Genomic DNA, 13,253 nt, shown 5'->3' with positions numbered 1-13,253 from the left:
TTGGTGTCGGAACCCGGCGTTTCCTGGGCAGGCCGCTACCGCTTGAGCGCGCGCATCGCGACAGGCGGCATGGCGGAGGTGTATCTGGCGCGCGCCATCAGCCTGGACGGGCAGCGCGGTCCGGCCGTGGCGGTGAAGCGGCTGATGCCGCACCTGGTCGCGGACCGGCGCATCGTGCAGATGTTCCTCAACGAGGCGCGCATCACCGCGCAGGTGCGCCACCCCAACGTGGTGTCCATCCTGGAGCTGGGCATGGAGGGCGGGGAGCCCTTCATCGCCATGGAGCTGTTGGAGGGTCGCTCGTTCGCGGAGGTGCGGCAGGAGGCCGCCGAGCGTGGCCAGCGCGTTCCGCTGGGCATCACCCTGCGCGTGCTGGTGGATGCGTGCCGGGGATTGGACGCCGCGCACCGCGCCGTGGACGAGGCGGGCCGGCCGCTGCGCATCGTCCACCGCGACTTCACGCCGGACAACATCCACGTCGGGGCGAACGGCGCGGTGAAGGTCATCGACTTCGGCATCGCGAAGGCGGACGCGCTGGGGTCGGGGACGGAGCCCGGGACGCTGAAGGGGAAGTTCTTCTACATGTCGCCGGAGATGATCGCCGGCCGCAGCGTGGACCACCGCGCGGACCTGTTCGCCGCGGGGGTGATGCTCTACGAGCAGCTGTGCGGCCGGCGGCCCTTCACCGGCATGTCCACCGAAGAGGTGCTCACGCGCATCTCCGAAGGAAGGCCGAAGCCGCCCACCGCGTTCGACCCGTCGGTGCCGCAGGCGCTGGAGACGGTGTGTCTCAAGGCGCTCGCGAAGGACCCGGAGGCGCGCTTCGACAGCCTGCAGACGTTCATCGCCGCCATCGAGCTGCTGGGCGGGCCCGCGGAGGTCGCCGCGCCGGCGCAGGTGGCCGCGTACCTGGACACGCTGTTTCCGCCGGACCGTGACCCCAAGCGGCTGGCGCTGCGCAACGCGAGGCTCGCGGATCCGTCCAATTCGGGCGCGGATGGAGCCCCCGGCATGGACGTGCTCCCGCCGTTCGGTGTGCAGGGCATTCCGTCCTGGCCCGTGCCGCCACCGCCGGCCGCCGCTCCGCCGGCTTCACGTCCTCTTCCGCCCCTGGGCACCCACACCGTGTCGATTCGCGGTTCGACCCGGCCCATGACGGCGGAGATTCCGGTCGCGACCTCGGGAAACCCGGCGGAGGGCGCCGCGCACGGCGTGGCCTCCCCGGCGTCCGTGAGCAAGGGACGCGGAGAAGCTCCGGCGGGTGCTCGCGACCCGGCGTCGCGTGGAGCTCCCCGGTCGCGCAGAATCATCGCCATCGTCGCGGGTGTGCTCGCGCTGGGCGGACTGGGCGCGGGGGCCACGTGGTACCTGCGGCGCCCGGACCTGCCGCCCCCCGCGAGGATCGCCGCCGCCGAAGCCGCCACCACGGCGGAGGCGAAGGTGTCCGCGCTGGACGGGCTGGGCAAGGACGTGCGCGCCACGGCCAAGGAGCTGGCTCGCGCGGGCACGCTGCTGCTCGACGCGGGCGCCCACCCGCAGGCCCTGGCGCTGGCGGAGGCCTACACCTCGCGCTTCCCGAAGGAGGCGGAGGCGCACCTGCTCGCCGCGCGCGCCGCCACCGAGCTGCGCATGGGCAAGCGCGCGGAACGCGCCATCGACGAGGCCACCGCCCTGGCCCCCAAGGACGTCCGCGCGCCGCTGGCCCTGGCCGACCTGCGGGCCCTCCAGGGGGATGTGCCGGGCGCGCTGACGGCGCTCGCGAAGGCGTACGCGCAGGCGCCGGGCTCCGCGAAGGTCGCGCCCCGCTACGGCCAGCTCCTGTCCCAGGGAGGCCGGCTGGACGAGGCCGCCACCGTGCTGTCCGCCTGGACGCGCCAGCACGACGACGCCGAGTCCCTGGCGGAGCTGGGCTTCGTGCGCTTCCGCCAGGAGAAGCTGGACGACGCCGTCGCCCTGCTCAAGCGCGCGCAGCGCAAGGCCCCCTCGCTCGCGGTGGCCCATTCCTACCTGGGCGCCGTCCTCTTCCGGCAGGGCGACCTGCGCGGCGCCGAGCGCGAATACCGGGAGGCCGAGCGTCTGGCCCCGGACGACCCCCGCGCCCTCACCGCCCGTTGCCAACTGCACGTCCACGAAGGCGATGCCGCCCGGGTGGCCGAGGTGAAACGTACGCTGGCGGAAAAGTTCCCGGACCGGGCACAGGCCCTCTCGGCAGAGTGCGGCACGGGGGACTAGCTTCCATCCATGCGCCTTCGCCTCCTCGCCCTCGCCGCGTCCAGCCTGCTGCTGACCGCCACCGCGTGCGGCTCCACGGACGACTCCGACACCCCGCCCGATGACGAAACGGAGCTTCCGGGCAACCCGGCCGGGGACGTGGCCCCCGCGGACCGCACGGCCTGCGCGGGCCTGACCGTGACGCCCGGCACCTACGACTGGACGGTCGAGCACGGCGGCCACACCCGCGCCTTCCGCGTCCACGTCCCCACCGGCTACGACGCCACGAAGCCCACGCCCGTCGTCCTCAGCTTCCACGGCTTCGGCTCCACCGAGCAGGAGCAGGAGCAGCTGACCGGCTTCTCCACCCTGGCCGACGCGGAGGGCTTCATCGCCGTATACCCGCGTGGACTCAACTTCCCGGAGATCTACGGCCGGGGCGAACCCGACACGCGGGGCTGGAACGGCGAGGCGTGCTGTGGCCCGGCGCAGATTGCCAACGTGGACGACGTGGGCTTCGTGGACGCGCTGCTCGCGGACTTGGACACCCGCGTGTGCACCGACCCGCGCCGCGTCTTCGCCAACGGCTTCTCCAACGGCGGCTTCTTCTCCTACCGGCTGGCCTGTGAGCGCGCGCAGCGCATCGCCGCCATCGCGCCCGTGTCGGGCATGGAGGGCGTGACGGACTGCCGCCCGTCGCGTCCCATCCCCGTGCTCCATATCCACGGCAGCGCCGACGAGACCATCTTCTACGACGGAGGCAGCAACGTCATCGGCGGCAAGCCCTACCCGTCCGCTCCGGAGTCCGTGCGCCGCTTCGCGGAGTTCAACGGCTGCACCGGCCCCCAGCAACAGACGTATCAGCAGGGCAACAGTACTTGCGTGGCGTATACGGGCTGCCAGCCGGAGAGCGCCACCGCGAGCCTGTGCACCGTCACCGGCGGCAAGCATGCGTGGCCTGGGCAGCCGCTCTACAATGGCGGCACGACGGACCTGGACGCGTCCCTCCAGATGTGGCGCTTCTTCCAGGCGCGTCCCCGCCCCTGAAGGAGGCAAGCCACGCCGCCCCGCGCCCTCATCATCAACGCCGATGACCTGGGCTACGACCCGGGCATCACCCGAGGCATCCTCCAGGCACTGCGCGAGGGCGTCGTCTCCTCCGCCACCCTGCTGGTGAACGCACCGGACTCCGAGTCCGCCGCGAGACAGGCCCGGGGGCTCGCCATCGGGTTGCACCTGAACCTGGACCGGGGCGCGCCCGTGGCCCCTGGCTTCCCGCGCGAGTGGAGCACCGTCGATGGAAGCCTCGACGGAACCCGAGTGGGAACGCTCCCCGCGGACGTGGTGGAGGCGGAGGCGCTCGCGCAACTGGAGCGGCTGGAACGGCTGCTGGGCCAGGCCGCCACGCACCTGGACGTGCACAAGCACCTGCACCGGCATCCCCAGGTCCTGGAGGGACTGTCACGCGTCGCGAGGCGCGCGGGCCTGCCGGTGCGCTCCATCGACGCGGACATGCGCGGCGCGCTGAGGGCCCGGGGCGTGGCCACGAACGACCACTTCGTGGGCGAGTCCGGCGCGACGGCGTACTGGACGCCGAAGCGCTTCTCCCAGTCCCTGGCGGCGCTGCCCGCGGAAGGCGTCACGGAGTGGATGTGTCACCCCGGCCACCTGCCCGAGCTCGTCACCACGCGCTACGCCGCGCAGCGCGAGGTGGAGTGGACGACCTTCGTGGACGCCCGCTCGCGCACGGCCCTGGAACAAGCGGGAGTGCGCCCCACGGACTTCCACGTCCTGCGCGAGGCCCCACTCACGCGGGCGTGACGAGCGGAAGCTCCGACTCCACCGGCCTCAGCGTCCTCCGCACGGGCAGTCTCACGCGGGCGTGACGAGCGGAAGCTCCGACTCCACCGGCGTCAGCGTCCGGCGCTTCTCGCGCGTCAGCACGGTGCGCACACCCGCGAGCAGCTCCTCCGGGCGGTACGGCCGGGGACACAGCGCGGCGTTCTCCTGCGCCCACCACGGCCGCGCATCCCCCGCCAGCAGGATGGGCACCGGCCGCGCGCGGGGCAGCGTGGCGAAGGTCTCCAGGAAGCTGCCCACCGCGGACTGCGTGGCGCTCGTGGACAGGACGATGAGGTCCACCGGCAGGTGCGTCGCCTTGCGCAGGGCCTCCGCGCCGCTCTGCACGGTGAAGACCTCGAAGCCCTCCGCCCGCAGGGTGCGCTCCGCCGTGGCCTCCTGATTCGAGTCCTCGTCCAGCACCAGCACGCGCCGGGGCAGCCTCCGCACCTCGTGCGCGGGCATGCGCGGCAGGTCCAAGAGGAACGTGGAGCCCTCGCCCTCGCGGCTGCGGAGCGCCAGCGCGCCGCCGTGCATCTTCACGATGGAGTGGCTGATGAACAGGCCCAGCCCCAGCCCACCGAAGTTGCGGTGCGACACGTTGCGCGCCCGGTAGAAGCGCTGGAACACCAGCGCCTGATCCGCGCCCGGAATCCCGATGCCGTGGTCCTGCACCTGGATGCGCGCGGACTCGCCCGTGCGCCCCACCCGCACCGCGATGGGCGCCCCCGCCGGGCTGTACTTGTGCGCGTTCTCCAGCAGGTTCACCAGCACCTGCTCCAGCCGGTCCCTGTCCCCCAGGACCCAGACGCCGTCATGCGGCACGTCCACCGTGAAGGGGCGCTCGAAGGCGTGCCGGAAGTGGTCCACCACCTCCGCCACCAGCTGCCCCACCTCCAATGGCGACGAGTCCAGCGCCAGCCGGCCCAGCTCCAGGCGGCTTGCGTCCAGCAGGTCCTCCACCAGCCCCGCGAGCCGGTCCACCTGCCGCTTGGACTTGAGCACGCTCGAGAGCGACACCGACTGCCCCGCGGCGATGCGGCGCTCCATGGAGTACAGGCCCAGCTTCAGCGGCGTGAGCGGCGTCTTCAGCTCGTGCGACGCGATGGACATGAACTCCTCGCGCACGCGCAGGGCGGACTGGGCCTCCCGCAACAGCCGCGCGTTCTCCACCGCCACCGCCAGCTGGCTGGCCGCCGCGCTCCACATCTCCAGCTCACGCACGGAGAAGGACGCGCCCTGTTCCTTGTAGATGAGCAGCAGCCCCACCGTGCGGCGCGGCGCGCACAGCGGCACCGCCGCGAACACGGAGCCGACCGCGTCGCCGTAACCACGCTGGATGCCCAGCTGTGGCTGGCGCAGGGCCAGGGCCTGACGGTAGGGGTCCTCGGACGGGTCGAACGCGTCCTGCGGCGCGTCCAGGCCCTCCAGGTCCGACACCGCCATGCGCTTGAGCGTCGCGTCGTCCTCCTCGTAGAGGAACACCTCCGCGCGCCGCACCTGGGCACACCGCACCAGCGAAACCACGGCGGCCGAGCAGACGCGGTCGACCTCCAGCGACTCACCCACCGCGCGAGCAATCTCCCGCACGGCCTGTGAAAACGCGCCCTCGTCGTCCACGCCGGACGGCTCCACCACCAGCCACGCCCCGGCCGTGCCGTTCGTGTGGGTGGGCTTCACCTGCACACGCACCTGCCGGAGCGTGCGGGTGATGACGTGGCCGGAGTGCGCCCGGTGCTCGCGGATGGCGCGCTCCAGGGCGTCCAGGCTGCGGCCGGGCTCCAGGGCCTCCAGCAGGGTGCTGCCCGGGGAGAGCGTCACGCCCGTCTTGGCCGCGAAGCCCTCCTCGCACCATTGGACGCGCAAGTCAGGACCCACACGCAGGAGCGCTTGGGGCAGGCACGAGAGGACATCCTCGACGTCATTGGGTGGCAGCATGAGGGGCGGGACGCGCTCGCAACAGGGGTCGCCGGAGGGAGATAGGAATCCCCGAGCATGATCGCCAACCACCCCCGGACGTTCTCCTGTCCCGGAGGGTCGCGGCACGTTGGGACCCGAACAGAGCCGGCACCGGGCAGCCAGGGAGGCGCCGTTGTGGAGGGCGGTGACACGCGCCGAACGTGTGCTACACGACAGCGCATGTCCTCTCAGCCGTCCAAGGAAATCCAGACCTTCCCCAACCCCGCCGCCGATCGCGACTACGAGATCGCCTTCGACGTGCCGGAGTTCACCTGCCTGTGCCCCCTGACGGGCCAGCCGGACTTCGCGCGCTTCACCATCAAGTACGTGCCGGATCAGCTGTGCGTGGAGCTCAAGAGCCTGAAGCTCTACATGTGGTCCTACCGCAACGAGGGCGCCTTCCACGAGAAGGTGACCAACACCATCGCGGACGACATCATCAAGGCCATCCAGCCGCGCAAGCTCACGGTGGTGGGTGACTTCTTCGTGCGCGGCGGCATCGGGACCATCGTCACCGTCACGCACGACAAGAAGAAGCAGGCCTGAGCCACGCCTCTCAGCGGGTGAGCTGCTCCAGGAGCGGCACCCACTGGGACTGGGACAGGTAGAGGCCGGTGCCCGCCGCCGCGATGCCGGCGGTGAGCGCGGCCAGCACCCACTTGAGTTTGCTCGGAGCGCGTGAGGGCTTCTTCGTGGCGAAGACGTCCAGCACACCCAGCTCCTGCTGGGTCAGGTGGGCCAGGGCCTCCGTCTCCGTGAGCTTCTCGCGGTAGCGCAGGAAGGCCACGAGCAGCGCGGGGTGGGACACACGCACCTCGTGGGCGAGGAACAGGTCCAGCTCGCGGCGCATGGCCGCGGCGTCCGGGAAGCGGGCCTCCGGCTTCACCGACAGCGCGCGCTTCACGATGCGCGCGAGCGGTGGCGGCACGTTCGGAGCCACCTTCTGGAGCGGCGTGAACTTGCCGTCGCGGATGCGGGCAAAGACTTCGCCGGCCGTCTTGCCCACGAAGGGGCGGGTGCCGGAGAGGGCCTCGTAGAGAAGCACGCCCAGGGAGAAGATGTCGGTCCTCGCGTCGATGGGCGCGCCCGTGACCTGCTCCGGGGACATGTACGACGGCGTGCCCACGGCCATGCCCTGCTGGGTGAGGGCTTCGAGGCTGACGTCCTTGGCGATGCCGAAGTCCATGAGCTTCACCTCACCGGACTTGGTGAGCATGACGTTCGCGGGCTTGAGGTCGCGGTGGATGATGCGGCGGAAGTGCGCGTGGTCGAGCGCGCTGGCGATGCGCGCGCCGATGACGGCGGCGACGTCCGGGGGCAGCGGGCCGTCCTTGATGAGGCCGTGGAGGGTGGGACCGTCCACGTACTCCATGACCATGAAGAGGCTGTCGTTCTTCTCCACCAGGTCATAGAGCGTGACGATGTTCTGGTGGCGGAAGGCGGCGAGCGCCAGCGCCTCGCGGCGGAAGCGGGACAGGGCCTCCTGGTCGCGCTGGCCTTCGGGGAGCAGCTCCTTGATGGCGACCTCGCGCTGAAGCAGCTCATGCAGGCCGCGATACACCAACGCCATGCCGCCGCGGCCCAGCTCGCCGAGCACGCGGCAGGCGCCAATCTTGCGGTGACGGATCCTCTCACTCTTCTCTGCGGCGGCGACGGTCACGGGCCGCAGGGTATCGATTCACGTCTCATGCGTCGATGGGCCCTCCCTGGCGAGGTGGGTTCGCACAGGTGTGATGGAAAGGCGCGGTGTCGCTGTCTCACGCCAGGGGGCCTACCTGTGGCGCGGGGACTGGCAGGATGGGGACATGGGACTGGGACGCCGGACGGATTGGCTGTGGGTGTTCGTGGCGGTGGGGCTGGGCGGCTGCGCGGGGCCACGTCCGCGCACGTATGCGCAGCAGGGCATGGACTCGGTGTCGAACACCTGCCGGACCCAGCCTGCGCTGTGCGTCGGGCAGGAGTCGGTGGTGCCCGTCCCACGCGCGGCGCAAGTGGCCACGCTGATGGCGGGGGCGAAGCTGGCCCTGGACGCGGAGGCGAAACGGGCAGTGGAGTCCGTGCTGAAGAAATGCGCGGAGGATGCACGGTCGGAGGTGATGCTCCGGTATCACGATGGGAAGGACCCTACGGTCGAGCAGTGCAACGAACTGGTTCGCAATGCTCGAGGCGAGACCGTGTCCCGTGCCATCTGGCTGGGGGAACAGATGCACGCCGTGGCGCTGGCGTGCGCCGCAGAGGGCCTGGAGGCCGTGATTCCAGGGCGCTTCAGCATCGAGCCGACCTACCGCCTTGCTCAACGCACCGGCACCTTCACGCCCTTGAGTCGCCAAGAGGTCGAACTGCTCAAGCAGCCCCGGTTCCTGTACGAGCTGAAGGGGACGGTCTCACCGGACGTTGTCATTCACTCCGGTGACCTCATCCGGGTCAGCGCGGTCTACGATTTCAAGTTCTTCTGTTCGAACGCCGCCACGACCTCCGCGCCCGGGTGGCGGCCCCTTTCAAAGAGCGCTTCGCCCACCGATCCGACACAGAAAAACACCTATATGGACGCCTTCAATCTAGGCCATGAGCAGGTTCTCCGCGTCATTCCCAGGTGGGGGATACTCCGATGACAAGCCTGCCCCGCGTTCGGATCTACATCAGAGATGACTTCGGGCCAGACCTCCTCGCCGTGAATGACGGCCTCCAGTTGTGTCTCTTCATGCCGCACGCGCACAACGCCTTGAAGCCTCGGATACAGCGGGCGCTCGACCTCTATCGGGAGGCCATTGGAAAGGACGCCCTGGGCTTCTATGGAGATCTCGACGGCCAATGGCAGACAATCGACACGGAGAGCTGGAAGCTCATCCATCATCGCCTTCACGACGAAGATGTCTGCCATCTTCAATTGCTGGGTGGATCCACCTCGGACGTTCCCACGGAACCCCACCGGTACAAGTTCCATTACGTGGGGTACGCGCTCGATCGCCCCCCCGAAGACCTCCATTGGCCGGACGCCGTCAGCGCACTGCGGCTGACCTTCCCCACGGAGTTCCTGGAAGCCCAGGGCCCCGAGCGCTTCCGAGCACTGGCGATTGAGATTGCCGGTATCCTCCCCTTCGGTTCAGGCCATGCGGGTCTTTCATTCAACGGCGAGCCTCTGGCATCTGTCGTCCGCGATGAGGTGAAGGCATTGAGCTTCCGCCATCCGGCCATGGACGTGCTTGAATTCGACGATGTGGCCCGGGACCTGGGCACGCGAGTCCGCGCCCCGGCCTGGATGAACTTCCTGGGTCCACCGGTCCTCCATGAACTGGGGGGAGTGGAAGGTCTGCGCTCCCGGCTGCACTCGCCGGGCACCACCGTGCAAGCACTGGGTCCAGACCGGGCTGTCGTCACGCTGGGCCCATGGCCGGAGGCCGGCGACACCGAGCAGGGACAGACCTTGCCTGCCTACCGGGAGCTCGCGCGCGTGCTCGAACCATGGCTCTACCAGGAGGCCGGGGCAGAGGACTCTGACTTCTTCACCACGACGCGCCGCTGGCAGCGCCGCTTCCTCGACTGAGCGCTCCGTCTCCCGTCCCCCTCCGCCCTGCACCGCCCCGCGGGCGTTCCCATGCTTCTTCCATTCAACGTGCCTGGGAGGACGCCATGACGGAACGGGACGCATACATCCAGAAGATGGAGGCCGAGCAGAGTGAGGCGACCGCTCGCTTCCGCGAAATCGAAGCCCAGGCGGACCTGGCCGACAGTGAGGACACCCTCGATGTCCTCACCGGCGCCCGTGCCTTCAACGACGACGTCAACCGCGAGATCCAGGCGCTCCGCCGCGCGGACCAGCGCGACTGGGACCGCGTCAAAGCCGGCGCGGAGAAGGCCCGCAGCCGATTCCGCGAGCACCTGGACCACGCGGGCAGCCGGTGGGGCGAGCTCCGCGAAGGCTACCAGCGCCAGCGCGAAGCCGAGCTGAAGGAGCTGGGCGCGCAGATGGACCGCTGGGTCGCCTCCCACAAGCGCACCCGGGCCGAGGACTCGCTCCTCACCCGCGAGGAGCTCGACTTCATCACGCGCGGCCTGAAGACCTCCGGCGAGATGCTCAAGAACCTGCGCAACGCGCACGGGCATGTCTGGAAGACCGCCCGCGATCAGTACGAGGCCAACTGGCGCGAACTGCAGGAACGCTCCCGCATCATCCGCTCCGACGGCGCCCAGGATGAATCCGGCGTCTCCCCCTCCTGAAGCCCCATCTTCACCAACGCCACACGGCTGTCACACGGCTACGCTAGGAAACGCCCCCACCTGGAGGGACACGGCCCGGAAGGACCGTGCCCCTCCAGGCGTTTTCGTCCGCGAGCCCATGGCCCTTCCAGCACGCCCCTCCCCGACTCCCGTCCTCGCCGCCATCGATGTGGGCACCAACGCCGTGCGCCTGGAGCTGGCCCGCCCGGACGCCGAGGGCTCGCTTGAAACCCTCCACCAGGAGCGAGACCCCATCCGCCCCGGCGAGGGCGTCTTCACCACCGGCGAGATGCCCCCGGAGACGGCCGACCGCCTCCTGTCCACCCTGCGCCGCTACGCCGCGCTCTGCCGCCGCCACAAGGCCCAGGTGCGCGCCGTCGCCACCAGCGCGCTGCGCGAGGCCCGCAACCAGCAGGACATCGTGCGCCGCGTGCACGAGGAGGCGGGCCTGGAGCTGGAGGTCGTCAGCGGCAAGGAGGAGGCCCGCCTCATCTGCCTGGGCGTGCTGCACAGGAAGCCCGCCAACACCCGCTCGCTCCTCGTGGACATCGGCGGTGGCAGCACGGAGGTCGCCATCGCCACCGGCGAGAAGGCCGACGAGCTCTGGAGCCTCTCCCTGGGCTCCGTGCGCCTCACGGAGGTGTTCGACACCGCGCGCACCGTGACGCCCAAGCAGCTGCGGCTGATGCGCAGCTTCGTGGAGGAGACCCTTCACAAGACACTCCCGGAGAAGCTCCCCGCCCTGCCCCGCGTGGCGCTGGGCTCGTCCGGCACCATTGGCGCCGTGGTCGGCTTCGCCGCCGCGGACAACGGAGGCAATGCCACCGTGCGACAGCTCACCCAGACCGTGGAGTCCCTGGCGAAGATGCCGCCGGAGCGCCGCCGCAAGCGCTTCGACCCGCGCCGCGCGGACATCATCGTCTCCGGCGCCGTCATCCTGGAGGGCGTCGCGCGCCACCTGGGCGTGGAGTCCGTCAGCGTCGTCAACCGCGGCCTGCGCGACGGCCTGCTGGTGGACCTGCTCTACCGTCAGGACGAAACGCGCGAGGACCACAGCCTCGCGGACGCGGCCCTCGTCATGGGCCAGCGCTTCCGCTTCGACGAGAAGCACGCCCGCCAGGTCGCCCGCCTGTCCCTGACCCTCTTCGACAGCCTGGCCTCACTGCACCAACTGCCCCTGTCCGTGCGCCCGCACCTGGAGGTCGCCGCGCTGCTGCACGACATCGGCACGGCGGTCAGCTACGAGCGCCACCACCGCCACACGTACTACCTCATCCACAACGCGGACATCCCGGGCCTCGCGGACCGCGAGCGTGAAATCATCGCGCGCGTCGCCCGCTACCACCGGCGCTCCCCGCCGGAGCTGTCCCACTCCGGAATGGCCGGGCTCACTCCGTCCGAAGCGCGGCGCGTGCGCAAGCTGGCCACGCTGCTGCGCCTGGCGAACGCGTTGGACCACAGCCACCACCAGCCCATCCGCGACTTCAAGGTGACGGACGGCCGCGAGGCGGTGACGCTGCACCTGCACGCCCGCCACCCCCTCGACCTGGAGCTGTGGAACGCCGAGCGCGAGGTCGTGGCCTTCCGCAAGGTGTTCGGCAAGCGGCTCGCCTTCCAGGTCCACTCGACGGGACGCTAGGGCCACTGCCTCCCCGCCCGCTCTCCAGCAGAGGGAGCGCGGCGCCGGTCCTGCCCGGCCCCACCGCCGTGCCCAGAGTCCAGACGAACGGGTCCGTGTGCCTTCGCGAAGGCGCCGTGGGCCTTCACGTCTTTCGAGGCCCTGGCGGGGCAAGGAGCGGAACATGAAGGCAGTCGTTTTCCATGGCATCGGGGACATCCGGCTGGACGACGTCCCGGAGCCGAAGCTGAAGGAGCCCACGGACGCCATCATCCGGCTGACCGCCAGCGCCATCTGCGGCACGGACCTGCACATGATCCGCGGCACCATGGCGGGCATGAAGCCCGGCACCATCCTCGGCCACGAAGGCGTGGGTGTCATCGAGGAGCTGGGCAAGGACGTGCGCAACTTCAACGTGGGCGACCGCGTGGTCATCTGCTCCACCATCGCGTGCGGCAACTGCTCGTACTGCCGCGCGGGCTACTACGCCCAATGCAACGACGCGAACCCCAACGGCCCCGCCGCGGGCACCGCCTTCTTCGGCGGGCCGGAGATGACGGGTCCCTTCGACGGCATGCAGGCGGAGAAGGCGCGCATCCCGCACGCGGCGGTCACCATGGTGAAGGTGCCCGAAGGCGTCACCGACGACCAGGCCATCATGGTTTCCGACATCTTCCCCACGGGCTATTTCGGGGCGGAGATGGCGGAGATCAAACCGGGTGACACCGTGGCGGTGTTCGGCTGCGGCCCGGTGGGCCTGTTCGCCATCGTGAGCGCGAGGCTCCTGGGCGCGGGCCGTGTCTTCGCCATCGACAGCCACGAGGACCGGCTGACGCTCGCGAGGGCCCAGGGCGCGGAGGTCATCAACTTCGAGCAGGAGGACCCGGTGGAGACGCTCAAGCGCCTCACGGCGGGCATCGGCGTGGACCGCGCCATCGACGCGGTGGGCGTGGACGCGCAGCACGCGCACCACGGTCCGGCCGCCAAGAAAGCCAAGGTGGAGAAGCCCGGGTTCAAGCGCGAGGTGGAGCAGGTCGCGCCCAAGCAGAAGCCGGACGGGGACAACTGGGTGCCCGGCGACGCGCCGTCGCAGGCCGCGCAGTGGGCGGTGCAGTCGCTGGCCAAGGCGGGCACGCTGTCCATCATCGGCGTGTATCCGCAGACGATGACCGCGTTCCCCATTGGCGAGGCGATGAACAAGAACCTCACCCTGCGCATGGGCAACTGCAACCACCGCAAGTACATCCCCAAGCTGCTGGAGCTGGTGCGCTCCGGCACGGTGGACCCCACGGCCATCCTGAGCCACGTGAAGTCCATGGCCTCCGCCATCGACGCATACCGCAACTTCGACCTGCGCAAGCCGGGCTGGGTGAAGGTGGAGCTGGAGCCGGGCGCCACGCTCCAGTGA

General features: G+C 70.3%; 11 protein-coding genes. 9 read left to right on the top strand and 2 right to left on the bottom strand.

Going from position 1 to position 13,253, the window contains the following annotated elements:
* Positions 1 to 69 precede the first annotated feature (69 nt).
* Genes D7X30_RS03690 through D7X30_RS03680 form a run of 3 tightly spaced genes read left to right on the top strand, consistent with a single transcriptional unit; the run spans position 70 to position 4,032 of the window.
* Positions 70 to 2,232 carry a serine/threonine-protein kinase gene (locus tag D7X30_RS03690; RefSeq protein ID WP_233591403.1) on the top strand — a complete coding sequence of 721 codons (2,163 nt, stop codon included), beginning with the start codon at positions 70 to 72 and terminating at the stop codon, positions 2,230 to 2,232.
* 9 nt (positions 2,233 to 2,241) lie between these two features.
* Positions 2,242 to 3,258: a PHB depolymerase family esterase gene (locus tag D7X30_RS03685; protein WP_120561407.1), complete on the top strand. Its 1,017-nt coding sequence runs from the start codon at positions 2,242 to 2,244 to the stop codon at positions 3,256 to 3,258.
* A gap of 30 nt (positions 3,259 to 3,288) precedes the next feature.
* On the top strand, positions 3,289 to 4,032 hold the full coding sequence (locus D7X30_RS03680) for a carbohydrate deacetylase (RefSeq protein ID WP_120561406.1): 744 nt from the start codon (positions 3,289 to 3,291) through the stop codon (positions 4,030 to 4,032).
* A gap of 51 nt (positions 4,033 to 4,083) precedes the next feature.
* On the opposite strand, the gene D7X30_RS03675 is transcribed toward D7X30_RS03680, so the two are convergent.
* Positions 4,084 to 5,988, bottom strand: a complete 1,905-nt coding sequence (locus D7X30_RS03675) for an ATP-binding protein (RefSeq protein WP_120561405.1) — start codon at positions 5,986 to 5,988, stop codon at positions 4,084 to 4,086.
* Between the two features lie 201 nt (positions 5,989 to 6,189).
* Between D7X30_RS03675 and queF the strand changes: the two genes are divergently transcribed.
* Positions 6,190 to 6,555, top strand: coding sequence for a preQ(1) synthase (gene queF, locus D7X30_RS03670; protein WP_120525213.1), 366 nt, complete (start codon positions 6,190 to 6,192; stop codon positions 6,553 to 6,555).
* A 10-nt stretch (positions 6,556 to 6,565) separates the two neighbouring features.
* Here queF and D7X30_RS03665 read toward each other — a convergent pair whose 3' ends face one another.
* Positions 6,566 to 7,579 (bottom strand): serine/threonine-protein kinase, encoded by a 1,014-nt coding sequence (locus D7X30_RS03665; protein WP_233591402.1) that lies wholly within the window; start codon positions 7,577 to 7,579, stop codon positions 6,566 to 6,568.
* Between the two features lie 235 nt (positions 7,580 to 7,814).
* On the opposite strand from D7X30_RS03665, the gene D7X30_RS03660 reads away from it, so the two are divergent.
* The 5 genes from D7X30_RS03660 (at position 7,815) to D7X30_RS03640 (ending at position 13,253) form a co-directional block, all read left to right on the top strand.
* Positions 7,815 to 8,621, top strand: coding sequence for a hypothetical protein (locus tag D7X30_RS03660; RefSeq protein ID WP_147443085.1), 807 nt, complete (start codon positions 7,815 to 7,817; stop codon positions 8,619 to 8,621).
* Positions 8,618 to 9,553, top strand: a complete 936-nt coding sequence (locus tag D7X30_RS03655) for a DUF3396 domain-containing protein (protein ID WP_120561402.1) — start codon at positions 8,618 to 8,620, stop codon at positions 9,551 to 9,553. Before D7X30_RS03660 ends, D7X30_RS03655 begins: the two co-directional genes overlap by 4 nt.
* Positions 9,554 to 9,639: 86 nt before the next feature.
* A complete protein-coding gene (locus tag D7X30_RS03650; protein WP_120561401.1) occupies positions 9,640 to 10,227 on the top strand; it encodes a hypothetical protein in 588 nt (195 codons plus the stop codon).
* Positions 10,228 to 10,345: 118 nt separating this feature from the next.
* Positions 10,346 to 11,866 (top strand): Ppx/GppA phosphatase family protein, encoded by a 1,521-nt coding sequence (locus tag D7X30_RS03645; RefSeq protein WP_120561400.1) that lies wholly within the window; start codon positions 10,346 to 10,348, stop codon positions 11,864 to 11,866.
* A gap of 163 nt (positions 11,867 to 12,029) precedes the next feature.
* A complete protein-coding gene (locus tag D7X30_RS03640) occupies positions 12,030 to 13,253 on the top strand; it encodes a zinc-dependent alcohol dehydrogenase (protein WP_120561399.1) in 1,224 nt (407 codons plus the stop codon).

The sequence above is a fragment of the Corallococcus sp. AB011P genome (genome assembly GCF_003611605.1).
Taxonomy (GTDB): Bacteria; Myxococcota; Myxococcia; order Myxococcales; family Myxococcaceae; genus Corallococcus; species Corallococcus coralloides.
The sequence above is the reverse complement of the archived record's forward strand: the minus strand, read 5'-3'. Positions and strand labels throughout refer to the sequence as shown.